Origin of the sequence: Chryseobacterium pyrolae, assembly GCF_025153485.1 — a bacterium.
Classification (GTDB): Bacteria; Bacteroidota; Bacteroidia; order Flavobacteriales; family Weeksellaceae; genus Chryseobacterium; species Chryseobacterium antibioticum.
Genome location: NZ_JANZQH010000001.1, coordinates 339,577 through 363,511, shown reverse-complemented (window position 1 = coordinate 363,511; position 23,935 = coordinate 339,577). Strand labels below are relative to the sequence as shown.

Sequence of the window (23,935 nt, the reverse complement as noted above, 5' to 3'; positions counted from 1 at the left end):
TTGATGAGGGACGCAATTTTTATAAACATATTAAATTTTAAATTATTTAGAAATGTCAGAAAACTATATTATTAATGGGTTCGCTATAACTATTATTATCATTGGATTTGTAATTCTTAGGCAGAGAATGAAAAGATAAGGAGGAAATTTTTGTCAAAACTTACTTTCATGATATACGTAGTAAATTAAGTAAATGCAGCTTTTTAAGCTAAGTTTTTTAGCTGTTCATTTATTGAATAATTTTATTTACTAGAATTGTTTCTTAAATATTTTTCAAAATAACTTTATAGAAAATTAATTAAAAAAAATAAAGTTAATTCGTAAATAAGTCCTATCTTTTTGCGATTATTTACAAACAATGCTACGTCGAATAAGGAATTATATAGAGAATCTACACATTGGCCCAGAAGAGGACGTATTTAAGCGTCTTGATGCTCAAAGATTAAATTTATTTGCATTTTCTATAGGCATAATTTTTATTTTGAGCGGTTTCAGGGACTTAGTGTTTGGGTTCCAGAGTTATTTTTGGGTGTTGTTTATATTGGGGGTTATTTTCCTTCTTCTTTTCTTTTTTACGAAGATTAGACAAAATTCATTAGTATGCCTGCTTACTATAGAGCTTTCCATGTTGCTGGTTTTCTTTTTTTCATCCACATCAGGTTTTGAAAATGGCATATCATTATATTATTTTCCGCTCCTGACTATTTCGTTGTTTATTTTTAATACAAGGAAAACATCGAAATATATCATAATTGTTTTTGCTACTGTACTTGTTCTATTTCTTATAAGTCATTATTATGATTTTAGGATATTCAGGATTGAAGGGGCAGAAGATTTAGAATATTTAAAAAATCGCAGACTTAGTACTTTTATAATGGCGTTTATGTGGTTTGCCATTTTCGGATATTCTATCCTGTCAAAACATTTTACGGTTTTGGAATTATACCAAAAGGTTCTTCGGAGCGAAAAAATAATCTCTGATATGCGTGCCAAGCTTAACCGTAAAGACGATATAGATTTGGAGAATCTTGTAAAGCTGGCCATGAATGACGATATCGCTTTCATACCCAAAATAAAATCTTCATTTCCTAATTTATATGATAACCTCATCGAAATGAACCGTTCTATGACATCCGATGAGTTCAAATTATGCGCTCTTCTCAAACTGGGTTTCACTACAAAAGACATCGCGGAATACAACCATATTTCAGTGCGGACAGTTCAGACGAGGAAAAGCAGACTGAGGAAATCATTCGGAATATCTGCTGACATAGATCTGTACAAATGGATAGATACTTTATAGTTTGGAGTAGATCTGTTTTATGATGAAATCTTGGATTTCTTAACGATTCCTATGCAGTTATTGATCTCACTCCAATTTTAAACCCCTGATTATAATTTTATTTTCCGTTTAACTTATTTCTGAGAGTTAAACGTTTTTTCATATAAAAAAATCAACAAGCAAAATAACTATAAAATACACATAAAAATGTAATTAATCCGTAAAATAGTATTGAATATTTAACATAAATTTCATTTTAATGTAAATTAATTTTATTACTTTTGAGTAAACACATTTCACCAATATATAATTATACATATTAAATTCTCATTGAAAAACTAAAATTGATATGATTTAACTAATTCCTAATCAAAACCAAGACCTATGAAAAAAAAATTACACACCTTAGTTTTATTCTTTGCTTCCCTGATGACGTACGCTCAAGTAGGGATTAACACGACTTTACCAGATCCCTCTTCAGTACTGGATATCGTATCTACCACTAAAGGATTATTGCCTCCAAGAGTAAATCTTACCTCAACAACGGTACAGATAGGTACTGCCGCTAATGCAGCAGGATTACTTGTATACAACACGGGTACTGCATTACCTAAGGGATATTATTTTTGGAACGGCACAGAATGGAGATCGGTGGACAGCTCTTCGGCCGTCAATGCGATTGCAACATTAAATTGTAGTGGAGCTACACTAGATCCTCAACAGACCGTAACAGGCGGCACTCCTCTTGTTACAGGAACAGTACTTAAAATCCCCTATACCGCAGGTAATGGTGGCAAATTTACAGGAACCACACTGAGCTCTGTAGGTAACCCGGCAGTTACGGCAACTATTACGGATAATAAAGTAGAATCCGGTTCCGCTTCATTATCATTTAGTATTTCCGGAACGCCAAATGCATCGCAAACTTCTCCTGCAGGGATCACATTTGATTTAACTCCATTTCTTACATTAAATTCAGGTTTTACCGGTTGTAGTAGTATAACTGTAGGTAAACAAGTAAATGCTGATATTAAAAGCCTTGCAGTAATGGATTATCTAAAATTCATTACCGATACCAACGGAACTAAAGGCTTTTCTGTAGAGGCTACAACTCCTGATGGGTTATATACTTTTAGAGTTTTCTTGAGACATTCTGACCAGACAGGCACAGCAACGGCGACTAATAATACCAATCAGGTGCAAAATGCAGATGTGCAAATAAGGAATAATTCAGCGGCTAATAAGATTTTAATGTGGAATAACTCAACTGAATACGGAGCCTATATCGGCCAGGCAGGTAATACTTTAACAGCAGTTCCTAATTTGTTTGGGGGAGATGTCAATACCGGAAATACCTGGTCTACAAGTACGACTGCTGCAAGAGTATATTGGGGTGACGCGGGTATTTACCAAGGTTCTAATAATGGACCTGAATATAGATATTATAGCTGGATAGACACATCTAATACGACAAAAGTGGCTTATACAGCTTATATGATGGCTGGGGCAGTTGGTGGACAGACGGCTACTAATCCGGCTACAATGAAGGTCTTTATAAAAATAGATCAGATTACTGCTCCATAAGATTCGATTCTAAAAACACGCACACAAAGATTGGAGAAGCCTATATTAGTAGGCTTCTTTTTTGATATAAACCTTTCAGAATGTGCAAAAACATTGACATATTAGAGGCACAATTATTCCATCGAAAACCTTCTTTACATTATGTTGTTGTCTATTTTACAAGACAAGTTGTACATTTTGGGTAATGAAATATTTTAATTTGGTAAATTTAGTTGTTAAAACCTATTTTTTTATGTAGTTATTGTGTTTGTTAATATATCAGCTCTTTACTTTTATCATATCATCGATTGTAATATACCCGAGATTGATATTGTATATAATCGTATTTAAGTAGTTTTTGAGAAGAACATCCGACTCTACATCGATAGAAAATTCTGGAAAAATTATTATTTTCTTCGAAACTATATTTTCAACGAGATCAATCTCATTGTTGAGGTCAATTTGCCTATTTAAATCATTCTCTATGACAAAATGAAGATATCTAAGCACTATAATCTTGTATTCATTAGATTCTATTACCATGATAAATTTATTTGAGATTCATAAAACCATCTTATCAATTTTATATAAATAAAAAATGGGCCAATCTAAAATTATCAAAACTAAAAGCTGAATTCTATCCACAAAGAAGTGATCAAACTCAGAATATTTCAAAAAAAAAGCAGATAAACATTAATGTTTATCTGCTTTTGCTTTATATGGAGAAAGATTGTTAACCTATCTTCTTAAATTAAGCCACACGCACGTTAACTGCGTTAACTCCTTTTTTACCATTCTCTAAATCGAATGTTACCGTATCGTTTTCACGAATATCATCTTTTAAACCTGATGAATGTACGAAAATATCCTGACCTCCATTTGAAGGTGAAATAAAGCCAAAACCTTTGGCATCGTTAAAGAATTTTACTGTTCCTTGTTGCATTGTATTGTATTATTAAATTATTGTATTTATTGCTATTTTTTGGCTATTGTGCCATTACCGCATTGATGATAACATCAACACAATAATAAATCGATTTGTAAACAAGAAATTATGTTGGTATTTTTAAGAATTTGAATAAGATTCAGTTCAAAAAAGGTACTTCACCTGTTATATTGATAACAAAAATTAGCGGCTGAAAAAGCGAAGACTGAGAGAAAAGAGTAAACTCAAAAGTTTCAGAAGAAGCATCGGCAGGAGCCTGATTATTTTACAAATGTAGTTATAAAATATTAAATAACAAAATAAATTATACTTTTATTTCATTTTTCGTAAAATTAACGCCTCCATAGACAAAAATATAACTTTCATTTTTTCCACTATGAATCCACACCAAAGCACGACCAATCCTATAAAAATGAGCTCTTAAAAAGTAATTAGCAGCCTATTGCTTAACTCCTATCCATTCAATATTATTATACTAATAAAAATAAACTTAGATGCTCAATCAATTGGGTTTTCACACTAAAATTTACTAATATTCATTGAACCTATTTAATTTAGTAGCAATAATTTTATAAATTTGGTGCTTTTTTTGAAATAAATAACTTTAATAAAATAAAACTAAATCAAATGGCTAGTAAAATTATTGGCGTAGGAAATTGCATCCCTTCAGAAATAATTAACAATTCAGACTTTCAAAACCATTGTTTTTTTGATGAAAATGGTGTAAAATTAAGCCAGGACAATACAACGATTGCTCAAAAACTTACCGCTATCACAGGTATTGAGCAGAGGCGTTATGCGTCTAAAGAATTAACAGCCTCCGATCTTGGTCTTATGGCGGCTAAAAAAGCAATAGAAAATTCACAGATTGACCCGGAAACACTAGACTACATCATATTTGCCCATAACTTTGGAGACGTTCCGCATGGAAAAATTCAATCTGATGCAGTCCCTAGCTTAGCATCACGTGTTAAGTATCAACTAGGCATTAAAAATAATTATTGTGTGGCTTATGATCTGCTATTTGGCTGTCCTGGCTGGCTCGAGTCATTAATACATGCTAATGCATTTATTAAATCTGGTATGGCAAAGAAATGCTTGATCATAGGGGCCGAAACTTTATCCCGGGTCGTTGACATTCATGACAGAGACAGCATGATTTACGGAGATGGCGCAGGCGCGGTAGTACTAGAGGCAACAAAAAATGACACGGGCATACAATCTCATCTGTCAGCTTCTCATACCTACAAAGAGAAAGACTATCTCTATTTTGGAGAGTCGTACAATCCTGAGAATTCTTCTGGAACAAGATTTATTAAAATGGATGGCCGAAAAATATATGAATTTGCTCTTTTAAACGTCCCCCCTGCTATGAAAAAGTGCTTTGATGAAAGTGGATATCAAATAGATCAGTTAAGCAAAATTATCATCCATCAGGCGAATGAAAAAATGGATGAAGAGATCGTAAAGCGCTTTTACAAACTCTATAATATGCCGACTCCTAAAGACATAATGCCTATGGTGATTGGCAAATTAGGAAACAGCAGTGTGGCCACTATACCGTCGCTTCTTTCTATGATTATAAATAATGAACTTCCAGAACATACTATAAAGGAAAATGATATCATACTATTTGCCTCGGTTGGGGCCGGTATGAATATCAATGCGGTAGTGTATAAATTTTAGGTTATATGAAGAAAATAAAATTCACAGCGCCATTTGACGCTAAAAAGAGACCGTCCATTCTTTGGAAATCACACAAAATCTACATTAATTAACTCCTTAAACGATACAATTGTAATAGATCATCTACAAAAGTGTTCGAGAATGACTCTGTTATGCTCACACACAGCCAAACGGCGCCACTTTAAACAAGTGGCGCCGTTTTTAACAATCACCACATCTGTTATTTGCATTTATTTTCTTATACAAATTAATAAATCATTTTAGTAAAAATCATCTCTCAATCCCTTAAAACAGTCATCAGCATTGATATCAATTCGTTTTATCAATTCGTATGAAAGAGCTATATTTAAAACTAATTTTATATTAAAAAATTGATTTATACAACACTTTTAAATATTGCTATTTTTCAGGGAATCGTCTTAGGCTTGGTTATTTTAAAGTCTTCCCTATTCAACAGTAAATCAAATAAATATTTAGCCTACTTACTATTTGCACTTTCCTTTGTTTTACTAAATTATGTTTTTGAAATTGAAGATACATTTACTTCGTATCCTTTTCTACATTTTATAGACGATATCGAGTGGATATTTTTATTGCCTGTTTTCATATTTCTGTTCATTATCAACCGGATTGACGATACTGTAAAGAATAGGCAGAAGCATTATTTGTATTATATTCCATTTGCCTATTCCTCTATTGTTAGTATTACATACGATCTTAGTAATGTTGCAGGAATTTATAAAATCCCGGATTCAAGCATTTTCCTAATCAATATACTTAGGCTAATTCAGCTTTTATTTGCCTTTATCATCATCCCGTTTCTACCTCTTTACTCTTATTTTATGATAAGACATTTAAAAAACTCACAAGAGAAAAAATGGGTCATTACCTTATTAACCATTATCTATTTGTTGTTATTAGTCTGGCTTACTACCTATATGGCTGGTTTGTTTTTTGGATTAGACATTTCCTATACCATGAGCATCCTGGCTTTATGTGCAACATTTGTAATGCACTGGACAGCTTATATCGGTATTTACAAATATAAATTGGCCAAAAACAAAGAGGCTATCTACCATTTTCTAAATAATGATTCGGTTATTTCGTATCCCAATCTGCCCGTTGTACACAATAGTACACCACAAGAATATAAGGAATCTATCACAGCTGATAATATTTATTTTCAAAAATTGGAAATACTTTGCAAAGATCATCACATTTATACCGACAATACCTTAAACAGAGAAAAAGTAGCTGAAAAACTAGGGATAAGCGCGGGATATCTTTCACAAATTGTAAACACGATAACAGGAGACAACTTTGCCCATTATATCAATCAATACCGTGTGGAAGCTGTCAAGGAAATGATATCAAATTCAGAATATGAAAACTATACTTTGTTGACAATGGGATTAGAATCCGGGTTTACTTCAAAAACGACTTTTTACAATGCCTTTAAAAAAGTGACCGGTCAGACACCCAATGAATACAAAAATAGCAGCAAATAGGTACCATTTTATCCATTTTTAAGCTTTTGAAACCCGTCCTAATTTGAATTATTTGAGTTTTGCATTTAAATAATTCAAATTAAATTTTTTATGAAAAAGAGCTTTTTACTACTCATCATTTTGTTTGCTTTTTATACTGTCAAGGCTCAAAATGAAAATGATTCAAATCCTAATCAGAAAAAAAATGAAATTAAACTGAATCTTATCTCGCCATTATCCGGCGCTTTCGAAGTAGGTTTTGAACGGCACCTCAACAAAAATTCATCACTGGGGATCTCTGCATTTATTGTTTATGATCACACAAAAGATGAGGATACGAATTACTACATCTCCCCTTATTACAGATATTATTTTGGCAAAAAATACGCTTCCGGTTTTTTTGTCGAAGGATTTGGAGCGTTTACGTCTATTGATGGAAAAAAAATATACTCAGCAGATAACCTGACATTCACTGAAAATAAAGATGTTTATGATGTTGCCCTGGGTGCAGGTCTTGGCTATAAACTAGTTACAAAAAAAGGATTGGTTTTTGAAGCCAACGCAGGCTACGGAAAACTTTTGTTCAATGCAGACAAAACAGATCATGGCGTGGTTGCAAAATATGGATTGAGTATTGGCTATCGATTTTAATATCAGTTCTATCTAAAAACTAAAGCATAACAAGGCTTTTGTTTGCGGCAGATAAAGTACTAAACTGAAGAATGAATAAAATCCCAACGAGTGTTGGGATTTGTTTTTGTAAATGTTGACCAATACATAGAAAAAGTTTAGCCAAGTCTTAAGTCAAAAGTTCAATAGAATTAACGTTAATTGCAATAGCCGTTAGTATTGTAAATAGCGTTCTAATTTAAAACTATTATAGGCGGTGGTATTTTCTAATTTTTTTTTTTAAGGAAGTCAGACAGTTTTCGTATGCATCAATCAAAGCTTCTGCTACAATTTTGGGGTCTTGCTGATGTATTCCGTGGCTGTAACGCGGTAACAAGATAAGCCGGCTATTGCTGTTATTCTTTATCATCTCTGCATAATGGTTTATTCTTAATTGATCCAACTCTTTCCACCAGGGGATTAAGTTGATCCCTAATTTCAGATTTTCGTTCATTTCTGTTTCATAATGTTCAATATGCTTGTTGTATGAAATCATTACGGTTACAGGAATGTCCCTAAGAGGTTGTAAGGACTTATATTTTTTAAAGAATTCCGGTGAACTTTCATTCAGTTCTCTCTTTGCTTCATTTCGAAGACCCTCTGATGTTGAGGTATCATTTATGATATTTTTAAGGGTTATCACAAATAATTCCCTATAACCTGTAGAGCTTGATGTATTGATTTTCACTTTGTTGTCTTCGTCTTTTGTAAGCATAAAATCTGTCGGATCTATGAAAAACAGGCCGCAAATTTCATTTGGATACATTGAGGCATACAAACGTACAAACGGTCCGCCTATAGAGTGTCCTACTAATAGATAAGGCGGGCTTATTTTTAAACTTGCCAATACATCGTGAAGCCTTTTTATAACATCTTCATCTGTTTTTATGGAAGTATCGATTTCTGACTCTCCAATTCCATTCCTATCATAAACTATCCCTGCAAAACTTTTTTGAATGAAAGGAAACAAACTTCCATAACCTCCGCCCCCCGAACCGAGACCACTTCAAAGACTACTATTGGTTCATTAGCTTTTCTTTCATCAAGTCCAAAAGTTTTATAGGCCATTTGCTTATTGTTAATGGATACAAATTTTCTTTCAGAAGTCTGCGAAAAAACAAGTGTTATTGAGAAAAAAGTAATAAATACAGATATTATTATGGATTTCATCTTTTTTGATTTAGTATAAGAACACGCATATGTATTAAACAATATTAATGAATTTTTAAATATATAACCCAGATTTCATCAATTTAATACCTCGCTGAATTCCAGTGCAAAATGTTAGCGGTGTACAGGATTAAGAAAAGCACCAGTCATATTCGGAAAATATTATCAATCTTATCTGTTTCTTCTGAAATAAGAAGTTAAATATCAATTTCCGAAGTCTTTAAATGAGTAAATTAGTACCGAATTAAAATGCGCTAAGATTTCTATGAAAAATATATTCTTTGTATTACTTCTTTCAATGGTACAGCCTGTTCTGGCACAAACTAAATTAGAAAAAGCACTGACCAATCTTGAGGATAATTACGAGCAAGAGAAAGTATACTTACTTACCGACAAGTCACAATATGCAGCTGGTGACAAAATCTGGTTTAAAAGTTTTGTATTTGATGGATATAACCGTTCTGCATTATCAACTACTCTATTTGTTGAACTGTATAATTCTGATAAAAAATTAATCGACTGGAAAACGATACTTCTCACCAATGGTGAAGGCAGCGGAGATTTTCAGCTGAAAGAAAACCTTCCTGAACACATTTATTTTGTAAGAGCTTATACGCCTTACATGAACAATTTTAACGAAGATTTTCAGATTGTTAAAACTATTCCGGTGTACAATCCTGACTCTACTGAGTCATTAGTGATTTCTAAAAGTTCAGATTGGTCCACCAAAGCCTTTCCGGAAGGCGGAACATTCATTAATGGTATGCCTACGAAATTTGCCGTAAGATTATCAACCCATACTTCCCTGCCGGAAAATTGGACCGGAAAAGTAATAGACACACAAAACCCCAATGTACCTATCACTACATTTAAATCTTTTGATAAAAATGTCGCCTCTTTTAAAATAACTCCAGCTTCAGGAAAAAAATACCAGGTTATCATTCAGGATAATACAGGGAAAAGTCAAACAATAGATCTTCCACAAGTCGCAGAAAGTGGTCTCAATTTAGCAGTTTACAGTACTAAAGAGGGGATTAAATACACCTTAAAAGGTGTCAACTTAAAACAGCAGCTTCAAAATTATAAAATTGTCGGAACGATCAACAACCACCTTGCCTACAAAGCCAATATTAACAATGCAACCAATGAAGCTACCAGTCTTATTCCTACAAAAATAAGCAATGGAGCTAACGGTATTTTACAATTAGCCATTTTTGATGAGCAGGACAATCTGGTTGCCCAAAGACTTTGCTTTATAAAACCTGGTCAATTAAAGATTGAAAAAGCAGAAATTGTAGGAAAGAACATAAAACAAACCCCAAGATCTTTCAACAGCATTGATCTTTCCCCGGAGTCTTATTTTAAAAATTACACTGTTTTGGTCAGTGAGGATGACGGCACCCAGAATCCGGAAGAAGAAAATATTCTGAGTGGACTTTGGTTAACTGGAGATTTTACAACAAAAATAGACAGCCCGGCGCAATATTTTTCTAAAAATGCCAATACTGAAGCTTTGGACGCTCTGCTTATTTCTGAAAGCTGGCAAAGATTTGACTGGAATTCCGTACTTAGCGGATCCATACCAACCCTTAAAACCAATTCTCAAAAATTTCTTTCTTACAGGGTAAAACCTATTAAAAACGGCTCCCAACTGATCAATACCAATGTAAGTTTATTATTGAAATTAGGTAACGGTGAACCTGTGATTAATCAATTTAAAACGGATCAAAACGGATTTATTTATTTAAATAATCTTAACTATGATGAACCTTTGGATGTTTCATTATTCGTCAATTCACAAGATAATAAAGAATCAGGTACTGATAATTTATTTGTCACCATAGAGCCACTAGTCACTCCCACATCATTCAAAGGCAATTTCCCGGGTACAAAATATACATTGGTAAAATCCGGTGAAAATAAAACCGTTCCTCCAACCATTTCCAGAGCCATCAATACTCAGAAAAACAGTAAAAAAACCAACAATATTGATGTACAGATTGAAGAAGTAAAACTAGTAGGAAAAAAGCAGGATCCAAAAGAAGAGTTAGACAAACAACTATCCACCGGAATGTTTAGTTCCATGAATTCTACTGTATTTGACTTCGTCAATGAAGACCAACATGTTGCCGGGTCAAATAATATATTAGACTGGCTACAGGGAAGAGCTGCCGGTTTAACATTTCAAAGAGATAATTCAGGGGTCAACGTACCCTATATTCGCGGCCATCAAGCTAAGCTGTATTTAGATGAAACCCTTACTGATGCTTCAATGATTGCCAACCTTACTGTAAGCAATATTGCTATGGTAAAAATTCTTAAAGGAGCAGGATTAATAGGTGATGCGGTACTCGTCTATACCATGAAAGGTAATATGAAATCTAAAAACAATGAAAAAGAAACGCAGAAGAACAATTCGTCTGTCATAAAAGGATATGATCAACCTTCGGAATTTCCTATTGAAATGCTGGATAATGATGATCCTGCAAAGAAAGTGGAAAATGATACCCGGGAAACACTTTACTGGAATCCTAATTTATTCGACAGCGATTATGTTCCTCCAAGAATTAAATTTTTCAATAATGACAGTGCAAAACAATATAAAGTACTGATCATAAGTTTTGATGAAGACGATAATCTTTTGTACGATCAGGAAATCTTTAAATAATATTTTTCTTTATTAAAAAGCCTTTCAATTCTCCTGAAAGGCTTTTTTGGTTTAAAAGTTGGAGAGCACACTAAGTTTTTTTTAACGCAAAGGTTTTGTAAGGCGCTTATGATTTTAAGATAAGCAAAGGGTGGCGGCTTCACCGCTGATTAACTTTTTCAAGATATTATCCGCTCCTTATTTATAGATATTTTAGTCTTAATTTATTTTAATTCTCACCTAAAATTATTCACGTATATTTCAGAAATTTTTTAAATATATTTTGACAATTCATGAAATGCGCATTTATATTATTTCTATTTCTTTTTAATTTTTCTTTTTCTCAAAATAATAAGGAGATACGCTCTATTGACAGTTTATGGGCAATAACGAATGATAAAAATGCCTATGCAGAAAAAGGGAGTAAGGAAATGCTGAGATTATGCACTGAAATGTATTACCAGTCTAAAAATATAGGCTATGATACCGGGCAGCTGAGATCCGTTACAAAAACAGCTGAAATTTATGTGAATGAACAGAATTATAGTGAAGCTTTAAAGAAAATACCTGAAGGTATTGAACTGGCAGAAAAACTCAAGGATTATACAAACTGGTCTAGTCTATTGATGATTCAAGGAAATGTTAATACTGCATTGGGATATTTTCAAAAGGGCAAGACCAGCCTTCAAAAAGCCTTATTAATTGCCGATAAAATTCCTATACGCGATAAAATGCACTATAGCAAGGCCTCTATCTATCATCAAATAGGTTATAATATTGATCGTAAAGATGAAATAGAAGATGATAAGATAATGTATGACAGTGTTCTGTTTTATTTTCATAAAGCTTATGAGGAATCTGAGAAAATAAGCACCACTTATCCTACAAGAATTAAGTCTATTGCCAGAGACGCTATGAATTTAGGGGCTGGATATTTCTATCAAAATAATATTCCCGAAGCCGAAAAATATATGGATGAATTTCAGCTTCTTATGAAGGATGAAAAAAGTCAATCTAACTTTCTTCCCTATTTCAGACTCAGGGGAGAAATTGAAAATAAAAAGAAAAATTATCCCAAAGCTATTGAATATTTTAATCAGGGTATAGCATCTTTTAAAGAATACAAACTGTATCCTGCAGAATTAGTGAGCTGTTATGCAGGTATTGCAGAAGCATATGAAGGCAATAAAGATTATAAAAATCAGGCGGATTATCTTGAAAAGGCTAAAAGAATAACAGACAGCCTTTCTCTTGCCGACAAGAAAACGGTAGAAAAAGTACCATCGGAGCCACAGAAAAAGCAGCAACCAGTAAATACTTCTATTATAATAGTCTTCACCGTTCTCGCCACAGCATTAGCGGGTTGTTTCTTTTTCTTTCGAAAGAAAAAAACCGCAGAAAAAGAAACTGCAGTGGCATCTGCTGAAAACAGACAGGAAGAATTAATTTCCAATGAAATAGATACCCATCATTCTTTAGTAGAAGAACAGCTGAGTACTACAGAATCCCAAGAGCTGAGCCATGTGATTGAACTTGCTCAGAAGAATGACAAATCATTCCTTCTCAAATTTTTAGCATTGTACCCTGGATTCAATCAGCAACTATTAGCAATACATCCGCAGCTTACTCATCTCGATCTGGAATATTGTGCGTTGATCAAGCTGAATTTTGACACCAAGGAAATTGCCCAGTTCAAAAATACATCTGTAAATTCTGTTGAAAGCAGGAAATACAGGATACGAAAAAAACTGGGTATTGCTACTCATGAAAACATGTATGTTTGGTTTATGGATCTATAAAAAGCACATATTCCAGCCTTTTATTGAGTGGTAAATTCAATAAAAAACAACCTTTTAAAATATTCATTTTCAGCACCTTAAATTAACTGACAAATATTGACAGATATTGACAGGTATTGCTACTTCCTGGTTTGATCTTTTTTAGGATTTCTGCGCTAATTTCGCCTCAGAATTTAATGCAAAATCTATGAAAAAAACATTTATTTCCATTGTATTGCTGGTAGCGGCAAGCACACAGGCACAAGTAGGAATTAATACCGAGACTCCCAATGCAACATTAGACGTACAAGGCAAAGCAAGTACTACAACAATTCCTGACGGGATTATTACACCGAGAATCAGCAAGCAGCAATTAGCCGCTAAAACAGATGCCACTTATACTCCGGCTCAGACAGCTGCTATCGTGTATGTAAATGATATTACTGCTCCTACCGGGACAGTTCCCAGCTTAATAGAGGTGGCAGAAGTAACAGCTATTGGATATTACTACTTTAACGGAAGTATGTGGAAAGCAATAAGTGGTGGTGCAGCTACTGTTGATAAAAGTATCTATGCTGGTGATGGTGATTTATCTTCAAACAGGACCGTTAATCAGCTAGGTAAAACCCTGGCTTTCAATGGAGGAACTACTGCTAATGCATTTTCTGTAAATGGCTCAAGCCTGTCTGTCGATGCATTAAATGACAGAGTAGGAATAGGTACAACTGCACCGCTTACAAAGTTGCATGTAGTTGCCCAGGCTATGCAAGGAAATAGATACAACTTGATAGATGCCCCATCTTCAACCAATCAATATGCATTGCTTGCTTTGAGAAATACTTCACCTTTAGCTACAGGTAATTATTCTTTATTAGGTTTTACCAATGACGGGCCTACATCAGGAGGCGCTAACTGGGGTATCGGAAGTATACGTACAGGAGCATCTTCAACAACTGGTTCTGAAGAAGATTTTTATGTTGGGAACTCTTTAGGAGGATCCCTCATTGAACGTTTCAGGATTAATTCTTCCGGAAATATAGGGATAGGTACTTCTCTGCCACAGAGAATACTGCATGTAAATGCAAACGCAAATCCTGTAAGATTCGAAAACCTACCAATTCTTCCTGCTAGTACGGCCTCTTCAGGGCTGGTTATTGATGCCAATGGAGATATTTATAAAAATAATACAAGCGGTGCTACAGTGGATACGAGCATCTATGCTGGTGATGGTGCTTTAAGCACAAACAGAACGGTTACGCAGTCAGGTAATAAGTTGGCTTTCAACGGATATACTGGAACCGCTACTGATGCATTTTCTGTGGACGGAAGTACTCTTTCCGTAGACGCTGTGAACAATAGGGTCGGAATCGGTACAAATGCTCCGCTGAGACAGTTTCATGTTGCAAATACTACAGTAGGCTCCCCTGATATAAGATTCGAAAACCTGCCGGCTCTTCCTGCTAATGTACCATCGACAGGAGTGGTTATTGATGCCAATGGAGATGTTTATAAAAATAATACAACATCCGTTGAAGGACAGATTCTGAGAATAGGGCTTAATGCTAGAACCTATACATCAAGTGGAGATCAACCAATTAGATTTGATGCAAACAACTCTGCCGCAGAAATGGGAAATGCACCAAATGCAGCTCCTAACTTCATCAATACTATTGTTGGTGCTACAATAGCAGAAGGTGTTAATGCAATTGCAGGTGCAGGTACTCCGGCCAGAACTACAGATCAGATATCTCTACAACCGGGAGTTTATAAGATACAGCTAAGGCTTGTAGCAAGTATGTCGTCTTCAAGTGTATTTTCTTTAAAAGCCGTAGTTAATAATAATGAATATACTTTAGTACAGGGTGCAAATAATTCTTCTAACAGTTCAGTATATTATCTTGATGATTTAATTAATATTACGGGAACTACTCCACAAACAGTGGATTTCTTAGTAGGACCACCAACATTTGGAAACTTGGTAATAGCCTCAAGTGCAGGTGCAGGTGGAGGAAATTCTTACAGAAGTATAATTATGATACAGAGATTAAGGTAAATTAAACTTGTGACTCCGGGATCTGGAATCACATGATACATACCCAGAAACAGCGTTATAAAAACACTTGATATAACTGTTTCATTCTGGTAAACAAAAAATAAAAACTTTTAACCATAAAATAAATTGGAAAGGAGAACGGTAAAAAGCTCTTCTTTCCTGTTTTCAATTGAGCCTTATTAAAAGGCTGAAAAATGACACATATATTGAAGCTGGATAGAAAAATTGAAGAGAAATTAAAGCTTCCAGAGAATATTAAAAAAAATAAAAGACGATTTAATGAAATTTGACTTTAAAAACATCCATATCGGCAGTCATATCAGGAAGAGAGTTGAAGAAGAAGAAATTGATATTACCCGTATATGTAATTTTCACAAAACTACGGAAAGAGAGATCTACAAAATGTATGAGCAAAATAGTCTGGATACAGAAGTTCTTCTTCAATGGTCTAAACTTTTGAAATATGATTTTTTCAGAATTTACAACCAGCATCTTATTTTGTTTTCACCTGAAATCCGGTCAGATTCTGCTAGCAGGATAAAAGTGGAAACATCTTCTCTTCCAAAGTTCCGGAAAAACATATACACCAAGCAAGTGGTGGATTTTATTTTGGAATTAATAAATACCGGTGAGAAATCATCTCTTCAAATCGTAGAAGAATATAGAATTCCCAAATCGACCCTTTTTAAATGGATCAAAAAATACAATACTGAAAAATAAATCCTTATAAAAACAAAACTCCTTTTTGAGTTTATATTAGATCATTAAAAAACTTATGGAAAAAAGTTGTCCAGATTATAAAAAAATTTACACGGATATTATTCTAAAAAAACATCCGGAAAAATATAGCCTTTGCATTCCCATTTTACAGGAGGAAGACTTATCAATATTAAATATCATTACATTAAACCATATGATTTTTGGTTTTGAAGATCAAAAAACAACCCAATTTAATCAAAAACACAGATCATACGATGAATCTGCGATTTTAGAAATTCTGGAATATCAAAAAAGCAATGGATACAGCAACATACAGGTGGGAAAACAGTTTAAAATAAGCAGGAATACGATTGCAAAATGGAAAAAACATTTTAACAAATCGGTAGAGATTAATAAATATATTGAGATCGTATAATCAATTTTTATATATGAAAATAATTTTACGTTCAAGCTTCAGCTGATAAAGCCATAACAGTTCCCGGAAGACTAACATGAAAAATAAACTATCTTTGTTACAGACCGAAATTGTATTAATCATGAAGTTAGAATTATACCAAATAGATGCCTTTACAGATGAAATTTTCCATGGAAACCCTGCATGCGTTGTTCCTTTAAAAAACTGGTTACCGGACGAAACACTTTTAAAAATAGCCAGTGAAAATGCCGTAGCAGAAACTGCTTTCTTTATTGATAATGGCCATACGATTCATCTGAGATGGTTTACTCCTGAAATAGAGATGGATTTATGTGGACATGCTACCCTTGCCACAGCTCATTGCTTAGTTTCAATCTTAAATTATCAGAATAACAGAATTGTTTTTGAAACCAAAAGCGGTGAATTAACCGTTGATGTTAAAGATGGCTTTTATTATATGGATTTCCCATCAAGAATGCCTAAAACGTCTGCGCTTCCGGATGTTATTTCCAAATCACTCAATATACAACCTAAAGAAGTCTTCAAGTCAAGAGATTACATTCTGGTCTATGATTCTGAGGAAGACATAAAAAATATCAAAATTGAAAGGTCTGTTTTTGACCTTATCAATCTGGATCCAGGTGGCGTTATTGTTACAGCAAAGGGTACCGATAGTGATTTTGTCTCAAGATATTTTACACCACAGTCATCCATCCTTGAAGATCCTGTTACCGGTTCTGCCCACTGCTCGCTTATTCCTTTCTGGTCATCCCGACTGGAAAAAGATAAGCTTTTTGCCCGTCAGCTATCCGAAAGAGGCGGCCAGCTCTATTGTGAAAACAAAAACGAAAGAGTGATTATGGCAGGTAAAGCCAGAACCTATTCTATGGGACATCTGTGGATAGAATAATGTTATTTTGATCAAGCTATATAGCCTGACCATTCAATCATAAGAAAGACTGGAATGAGCTTTATCAATCACTTTTAATTGGGCTCAAACGTATTTCATTTTGTAAAAAAGACATTCGAAGATCATCCTTTCGGGGTCAAAAACCGGCAAATATTCCAGATATTTGCCGGTTTTTATTACCTGAATTTTAGTTACATTCTCTTTTTTTTAACGCAAAGTTTTTTTAGGTCTCTATGATTTTAAGGAAAGCAAAGGATAGCGGTTTCCCCGCTGATGAAGCGGCTGACTGAAACGCTCGCTTTATCGAATCAATCAAGGATTGATTCCTTCTTTGCCGCCTAAACTATGCATTGTTAAAAGGAGAAACTATCAACAGATTTTATAATACTCTATTGTGTTAGGAGTTTTTATAGTAAAGGCACCCTTTTAGGCATACCCAAATTAAGAAAACTTTGAAAACACTATGAATAAAGAGAAAATTAAGATTATGGAGAATCTCTCAGGACCCACAAACTCCTCAAGAAATTGAGGAGTTTTTTTGTATCCGTTTTTATAAATTATTGATCCTTACTTTCTGTTAGTAAACATTCTCCCTCGAATTCTGATGCAATTATTTCATCCTTATTCAACCAGTATTCTGAAGTGATCAGGGAAAAATTATTATTTTCCTCTTTATCTAACTTCCACACGATATCTTCAGCTTCTTCAAAACGCAAATCTGTAGACATTTGTTCAGAAAATAGCCTTTTGATAATATTACTTTCAGAAAGTCCACGGCTGAAAGATTTTAAAATGATTTCCTTCGATAGTTCCTCCGAATTTTGATCTACGGATATTATTGAAAATTTTACCCGTGTAGCTTTCGCATTTGGGAATTTACCGTTGTAGGCTTTAAATAAGAGCTGATTGATATTAAATAAGTCGAAATGCAAACCTATTTCCGGATATTCTTCGCAGATCTTATCCAGTAACATATCATTTGAAATCTGATCGATTTGACCTTCATTTAAATTTTCTGATAATTTATAAGTCAATATAACTTTCGCTGCTTCATTAGGCTCAAAATCGGTGATTGCCATAAAAAGCATCTCCTTTAAATTCTCAGCATTTATAGTATGAGCATCCGGAAAGTCAAATAGTCCTAAAAGGTTAGTATAATCTTCGTTTTTCCAGTAGTTTTCAATCTCGTCTAGAGTCGAAGCACTGTCAATTTTTATATTAAATTTCATTGTAATTTTTTTATAAATGTTGGTTTAATCTTTTTCCATATTTTATCAAATCCTTTACAAAATTGCAATATACATACCACACTTAAATTTTCACTCAAATGATCAGGAATAATATGAGATAAAATAGTTTACAAAAGTTTTAAATAAATAATTAAAATCTAGTTCAATGTGGATTTATAGCAACAAAAATTTAATTCGGAAAATAAACTTTTTCAGCAATCCGCTAAATTTTTCTAATTTAATTTTTAAACAGGCTCTAAGAATATTGTTGAAAAAAAATTCACCAATACCAAATGAGATAGTAATTAAGGTTAGTGCCATATAATTTTTTACCGCAAAAATAAAGGTGATTACAACATATTAATTACAGAAACCCGTAATACCACTTTCCAAAATTCTCGCAACTTTGGAGATTTTATTTCAAGCAATCAAAAACAATATTTCCAAAAAACGTAATTACCAGACTCTCCTAATTTCCAAGACTTCTTCAGATCATCAATCTAAGCTACTCTGAGCAGGATTTTCAATCAATCGTAGTTTTACTACAATTTTATAAATTTAATGTAATTTAATATTGAGTAGTATATTTTTTATCTAACTTAGGTGACATAATAGCAAAAAAAACGCACAATATATTATGAAAAACACCTCAAATTCTGATAAAGTTTCAGAAAACCATATTTCGGGGATCAACCGTGTGGTAAAACTGGAAATTGTGGTTGAGGGCAAAGCTGTCAATCACTTTAAGCACTTTCGTTTACAACAAAGTGCTAGAAAGCACCATGACTTTGAACTGGTATTGGCTCATGATTCTTTAGGCGAAGCGCAAAATCACAATCTTGAGCAGGCTCAAAAGTTTTTAGGAAAAAGAATTACCATTGTTTTTAAATATAAAGATGCTGAAAGTGAAAGCCCCGAAAGAACCTTTGTGGGTCTCATTACCAAAGTAGCATTCAGTCAGGAAAAAATGAGTCTGGGAAATATTATCTTAAAAGGAAAAAGTCCCACTATTCTCATGGATTCTGCTCCACATACCCAAAGTTTCGGAGGAAGCCAGCGGGTGAATACCAATATTATTGCAGATCGGATTATCAAGGAGACCTTAGGTTCAAACAAATTTGATTTCAGGATAGATACCCAAAACAAAAGTTATATTAATTACAGCGCACAATACAACGAAACCCACTACAATTACCTTACAAGGATTGCAGAAGCCTACGGAGAACAGTTCTATTATGACGGCGAAGTCCTTCATTTCGGGAAGCTCCCCTCTTCTGAAAAACCTATCCTATTGGTGTATGGAAGCAATGTAAATGATGTGAATGTTGAGCTGAAAGCCGTTCACACCAAACCGGAATACTTTGGCTATAACAGCAGCAGCCATACCAAAATGGTTGGTGTTGATGATCCTATAAAACATTTAGGAGAATTATCTTCCAAAGCCTATGAACTGAATGACACTATTTTTACAACCCGGTCACTGACTCCTACTCCCATCAATGCTAATATGTTCCGTGATGTAGATGATTCCCAAAAGAGCGCAAGGGGAAGTAAAGCAGTAGAGGTTTTTACCGTTTCAGGACAAACCACAGTTCCGTTCCTATATATTGGCTGTGTTGCAGATCTAGCCATGAGAAAGACCGGCAGCAATGAAACCTCACATTTTACAACGCTTATGATTACAGAGGTGAATCACGAAGTGGATGCAAGAGGATACTATACAGGAAGCTTTGAAGCCATCGCTGAAGGCACTGGTTTTATGCCAAAACCTGATTTTGAAATGCCTAAAGCTGAACCGCAGGTAGCCACAGTTATATCCAATGTAGATCCATTGAATCAGGGCAGAATACAGGTAAGGTTTGACTGGCAGGTAAATGATACGACCCACTTTATCAGAATGATGAGCCCTGACGCAGGGGGAACAGATGCCATAACACAAAACAGAGGTTTTGTAGCTGTCCCTGAGATTGGCGATCAGGTCATGGTGGGATTTGAATACCACAATCCCGATTTTCCATTTGCCATGGGTGGAATGTTTCATGGGCAGGTAGCCTTAGGCGGAGGCCCGAACAATCATTTGAAATCTATACAGACAAGAAGCGGAATTAAGGTTTTAATGAATGATGCAGAAAAAAGTGTAACCATTAAAGATCCAAGCGGAAATACTTATTTTATGGATGGGCAGGGTAACATTAAGGTTACAGCGCCAAAGAATATGACCTTTATAGCAGGGGAAGATATGCATATTTCAGTGGGAAGGAATATGACCACTAAGATTGGGCAGGACAGCACCATGCATATTGGAAACGACTATACTGAATCCATCACAAAGAGATACACCCAAACATCTGAAAACAAAAGCGTTACCGTTAAGAAAGATCAAACCGAAAGCACAGGTAATACATTTAAAAGTATTTCCGGAGAAGCTGATATACAGACATCTAAAGGCGATTTAAAACTGAGAGGATCATCATTGGCCGTATTCCAGGGAGGAAAAGACGTTAAAGTAAGTAAAGGCTAAATGTATGACGGGTGACGAAAGTAAATTTTCAATTGTTGCCAAAGAATGTAATTCCGACCTCAGCAATTGAATCAAATCCAAAATAGTAACACATGGAAGATCAAAATACTTCAGCGCATGATCAAAAGCTTTCTGAAAAACGGGCAGAAAAGAAAAAAAAATCCAGCGAAGATTCTCCTTTAGAAAAAAGAGAAATGGTCATGCATGGAGCAAAGTTAAAATGTCCCTATGCTCAGGCGTCCGGAGACCTGAAAGTTACCTCTAACGAAATAAATCTTCAGGATAAATTATTTGCAACAAAGGGCGATGGAAACAACATGGTCAACCTTCAGTTTAAAGGAACTTGCGGACACCCCAAATGGCCTGCCAGAAACATGTCTCCCCCTCCCTGTATGAGCGTTATAAAATTAAGTCCCTGGCAAAACCTGGGAACCTCAATTATACAGGAACAAACAACTTTAGTAAAAGAATCTTTTATCACTTGTGATCCTGATTTTAATACTGCTGTTGCGAAACCAATTCCAAAGGCGACGAGTATAAAATCAAGTATTGAAAATAATAAGCCAACTATAATTTTAGGGCACTGGGTCAATAAAGAGAATCAAAAAATAAAGCTGCATCCTTACGGGGATGAAAAATTACACTTTTTCTTTGAAGCGAATAAAGCAGCAATAGGGAAAAAGATCACATTTATAGTATATGAATCAGATTCAGGTCCTATTAATGATGATAATGTATATGAAAAAAATTATACCATTGCCTCTGAAAAAAATTATATTAATTTCCCTTTAACGGCAGATTTATTTACAAAAGGAGGGGAAAGCATATTACATTTATATGCGAAAATTGAACTTGAAGATACCACCTATGAACTGCCACAGGAAACTGATTATCTCAAAATTCACGCAGTTGAATTTGTTCCCAAGATAGAAGGAGCATTAAAATGGACAAAAGCTAAAATGTTACAAGATATATGGTTTAATGGTAATGAAAATGATAAACCTTGGTTAATTAATCCTAAAGTTGACTTATTATCCATGGATTGGGTATTGTCATATCCAAGAATGAAAACCGAATATGATAAAATTATTACAGAAAAATGGAAATCGGTAAATGCTGTAAAGCTTCTGAAAAAAAGGATTAAAGAGATGGTGAAAAATCCTGGTGTGAATTTAAAACTTCCTAAAAAAGATAACGAAACTATAAACTTCGGAGTATCTAGAAATGACATACAAAAGTTTGATAATATCGAACAACCTAAATTAGGAGGACAAAAAGCACAGGAAATAATGCCATTGTTTGAGAGATTTTATTATCAAAGTGTCTCCTATAATATTAGCAAAAATGTTTTTGCCATGGAGCCTTTAGATGATTTATTTGGAGCATTGGCAAGTTGCCAATTTAGAGTAATTGCTTTTGGGACAATTACAAGGAAAAGCAATAATTATCTGGTTAAAATAACAAAAATTGGAGTTTATATAAAAGACAGTTTCGATTTTATAACAGCAGATGAATATTTGGGGGATTGGTCACCTAAAAAAAACAAAGTATCGGTAAATCCATATGGACTTACAGCGGATACTTATTATAAAATAGAAAATAAATCATATAGAGATTGGAGAAAAGATTATAAGAAAGGAATGGATTTTAACTTATATACCGATGTAAAATATTTAAATGTAAATCATGAATTTTATGCTAGCCCTCAAGAAATTGAATAGATTATCATATACCGTTTTATGTAGTGTTGTTTTTTACATCGCTACATCACTGCTGTATTTTATTTTGAATAAATTAGTTGATAAAGTCGTTGGGTCTCCTTTGGGATCGGCTTATCACTGGACGTATCCCTATTCATTTATAATGGTATTTGCTGTTTTTTTTATGATAACCATGTTGTTGTTAGTAAGAAACAAAAAGATGATTCATAACAGCATCTTCTATTTGATTTTTTATATACTCTGGATCGTGCCTTCTTTAGCTTTTTCTGGCCTTTTATGGTCTTTTTTTGATATGAATGCAGGCTACTTTCCCCAAGGATCTGATTTTTTTAAAAAAATATTTTCAGATATGTTTTATGGTTTAACCTGGGGTGGTTTAGCTATTTTAAGCGCTATCCCTTTTAACATTTTAGTTTTTGCAGTATCATTTTTTATTATTAAAAATTACAGGGCTTTTATTAACAATAACTCTTAAACAAATGTTCAGGAAAAAATAGAAAACAGAAATCACACAGATGGTTAATTACCAATTTATTATACAAAAAATGAAAAACTTAGTAACTAGTTTTATATTATTTTTCTTTATTCCTGTTTGCGGGCAAAAGTCTGTGAACGATAGTTTGAAAATGTATTATCAGGATTCATTGATTGTCAATAAGAATTTTAAAGACGGACCCATATCAAACAAACTTACCGTAAAAGTAATTAATCCCTGCAACTCTGAAAAAAAGAGATTTGACGGAGCTGTAACCATTATCAGTGCCGCTGTTAAAAATAAAAATTACAACGATAGTATAGTTTATAATTACCCCTATGCACAATCCGGGTTAATCAATTTAAAGACAAATAATATATCTGTTTATACAGTAAGTAAACATCAGGCTGTCTTAATACCTTTTACCTATTGCGGAAATTGGGACAACGATACAAAAGTCTCCTACATTGTATTTTATAACCGTAAAAATTATCTGTATCATATAAAATACTATTGTGGAGAAGATGGTAAATGTAAACTCAATGATAATCTGAACATTACATTAAAAGGCCTACCCTCAACACTAAGATTAAAAATTATTAAAGACTTGCAAACAAAGTATAATAGTTCAAATAATTTTCAATAATCAGCTCAAAATAAGAA

17 protein-coding genes and 1 pseudogene are annotated in these 23,935 nt (G+C 33.9%); 15 read left to right on the top strand and 3 right to left on the bottom strand.

Features of this window, described 5'->3' with window-relative positions; translation table 11 throughout:
* The first annotated feature begins 883 nt into the window (after window positions 1-883).
* Both NZD88_RS01585 and NZD88_RS01580 read left to right on the top strand, forming a co-directional pair.
* Window positions 884-1,303: a helix-turn-helix transcriptional regulator gene (locus NZD88_RS01585; protein ID WP_259826897.1), complete on the top strand. Its 420-nt coding sequence runs from the start codon at window positions 884-886 to the stop codon at window positions 1,301-1,303.
* A gap of 363 nt (window positions 1,304-1,666) precedes the next feature.
* Entirely contained in the window at window positions 1,667-2,866 is a 1,200-nt protein-coding gene (locus NZD88_RS01580) for a hypothetical protein (RefSeq protein WP_259826896.1), read from the top strand.
* 730 nt (window positions 2,867-3,596) lie between these two features.
* On the opposite strand, the gene NZD88_RS01575 is transcribed toward NZD88_RS01580, so the two are convergent.
* Window positions 3,597-3,788 carry a cold-shock protein gene (locus NZD88_RS01575; RefSeq protein WP_169233720.1) on the bottom strand — a complete coding sequence of 64 codons (192 nt, stop codon included), beginning with the start codon at window positions 3,786-3,788 and terminating at the stop codon, window positions 3,597-3,599.
* Window positions 3,789-4,418: 630 nt separating this feature from the next.
* Between NZD88_RS01575 and NZD88_RS01570 the strand changes: the two genes are divergently transcribed.
* The 3 genes from NZD88_RS01570 to NZD88_RS01560 all read left to right on the top strand — a co-directional run bounded on the left by NZD88_RS01570 (window position 4,419) and on the right by NZD88_RS01560 (window position 7,615).
* Complete coding sequence (locus NZD88_RS01570) at window positions 4,419-5,477, top strand: 3-oxoacyl-ACP synthase III family protein (RefSeq protein WP_259826895.1); 1,059 nt, start codon at window positions 4,419-4,421, stop codon at window positions 5,475-5,477.
* A gap of 371 nt (window positions 5,478-5,848) precedes the next feature.
* A complete protein-coding gene (locus NZD88_RS01565) occupies window positions 5,849-6,985 on the top strand; it encodes a helix-turn-helix domain-containing protein (RefSeq protein WP_259826894.1) in 1,137 nt (378 codons plus the stop codon).
* A gap of 90 nt (window positions 6,986-7,075) precedes the next feature.
* Window positions 7,076-7,615, top strand: a complete 540-nt coding sequence (locus tag NZD88_RS01560) for a DUF3575 domain-containing protein (RefSeq protein ID WP_259826893.1) — start codon at window positions 7,076-7,078, stop codon at window positions 7,613-7,615.
* Between the two features lie 226 nt (window positions 7,616-7,841).
* Here NZD88_RS01560 and NZD88_RS01555 read toward each other — a convergent pair.
* A pseudogene (locus tag NZD88_RS01555) lies at window positions 7,842-8,618 on the bottom strand (alpha/beta fold hydrolase); the annotation flags it as partial.
* Between the two features lie 450 nt (window positions 8,619-9,068).
* Between NZD88_RS01555 and NZD88_RS01550 the strand changes: the two are divergent.
* The 6 genes from NZD88_RS01550 to NZD88_RS01525 all read left to right on the top strand — a co-directional run bounded on the left by NZD88_RS01550 (window position 9,069) and on the right by NZD88_RS01525 (window position 17,326).
* Window positions 9,069-11,471, top strand: a complete 2,403-nt coding sequence (locus tag NZD88_RS01550) for a hypothetical protein (RefSeq protein WP_259826892.1) — start codon at window positions 9,069-9,071, stop codon at window positions 11,469-11,471.
* A gap of 272 nt (window positions 11,472-11,743) precedes the next feature.
* Window positions 11,744-13,249, top strand: coding sequence for a tetratricopeptide repeat protein (locus NZD88_RS01545; RefSeq protein WP_259826891.1), 1,506 nt, complete (start codon window positions 11,744-11,746; stop codon window positions 13,247-13,249).
* A gap of 187 nt (window positions 13,250-13,436) precedes the next feature.
* Window positions 13,437-15,281, top strand: coding sequence for an autotransporter outer membrane beta-barrel domain-containing protein (locus tag NZD88_RS01540; protein ID WP_259826890.1), 1,845 nt, complete (start codon window positions 13,437-13,439; stop codon window positions 15,279-15,281).
* A gap of 279 nt (window positions 15,282-15,560) precedes the next feature.
* Entirely contained in the window at window positions 15,561-16,001 is a 441-nt protein-coding gene (locus NZD88_RS01535) for a transposase (protein ID WP_259826889.1), read from the top strand.
* 55 nt (window positions 16,002-16,056) lie between these two features.
* Window positions 16,057-16,416 carry a helix-turn-helix domain-containing protein gene (locus NZD88_RS01530; RefSeq protein WP_259826887.1) on the top strand — a complete coding sequence of 120 codons (360 nt, stop codon included), beginning with the start codon at window positions 16,057-16,059 and terminating at the stop codon, window positions 16,414-16,416.
* A gap of 121 nt (window positions 16,417-16,537) precedes the next feature.
* A complete protein-coding gene (locus tag NZD88_RS01525; RefSeq protein WP_259826885.1) occupies window positions 16,538-17,326 on the top strand; it encodes a PhzF family phenazine biosynthesis protein in 789 nt (262 codons plus the stop codon).
* Between the two features lie 557 nt (window positions 17,327-17,883).
* Here the strand turns inward: NZD88_RS01525 and NZD88_RS01520 are convergent.
* Window positions 17,884-18,555: a hypothetical protein gene (locus NZD88_RS01520; protein WP_259826884.1), complete on the bottom strand. Its 672-nt coding sequence runs from the start codon at window positions 18,553-18,555 to the stop codon at window positions 17,884-17,886.
* A gap of 637 nt (window positions 18,556-19,192) precedes the next feature.
* Between NZD88_RS01520 and NZD88_RS01515 the strand changes: the two genes are divergently transcribed.
* The 4 genes from NZD88_RS01515 to NZD88_RS01500 all read left to right on the top strand — a co-directional run bounded on the left by NZD88_RS01515 (window position 19,193) and on the right by NZD88_RS01500 (window position 23,918).
* Complete coding sequence (locus tag NZD88_RS01515) at window positions 19,193-21,076, top strand: type VI secretion system Vgr family protein (protein WP_259826883.1); 1,884 nt, start codon at window positions 19,193-19,195, stop codon at window positions 21,074-21,076.
* A 92-nt stretch (window positions 21,077-21,168) separates the two neighbouring features.
* Window positions 21,169-22,797, top strand: a complete 1,629-nt coding sequence (locus tag NZD88_RS01510; protein ID WP_259826881.1) for a DUF4280 domain-containing protein — start codon at window positions 21,169-21,171, stop codon at window positions 22,795-22,797.
* Complete coding sequence (locus NZD88_RS01505; protein ID WP_259826879.1) at window positions 22,763-23,272, top strand: hypothetical protein; 510 nt, start codon at window positions 22,763-22,765, stop codon at window positions 23,270-23,272. Before NZD88_RS01510 ends, NZD88_RS01505 begins: the two co-directional genes overlap by 35 nt.
* Before the next feature lie 70 nt (window positions 23,273-23,342).
* Window positions 23,343-23,918 carry a hypothetical protein gene (locus NZD88_RS01500; RefSeq protein WP_259826877.1) on the top strand — a complete coding sequence of 192 codons (576 nt, stop codon included), beginning with the start codon at window positions 23,343-23,345 and terminating at the stop codon, window positions 23,916-23,918.
* Window positions 23,919-23,935: the final 17 nt, after the last annotated feature.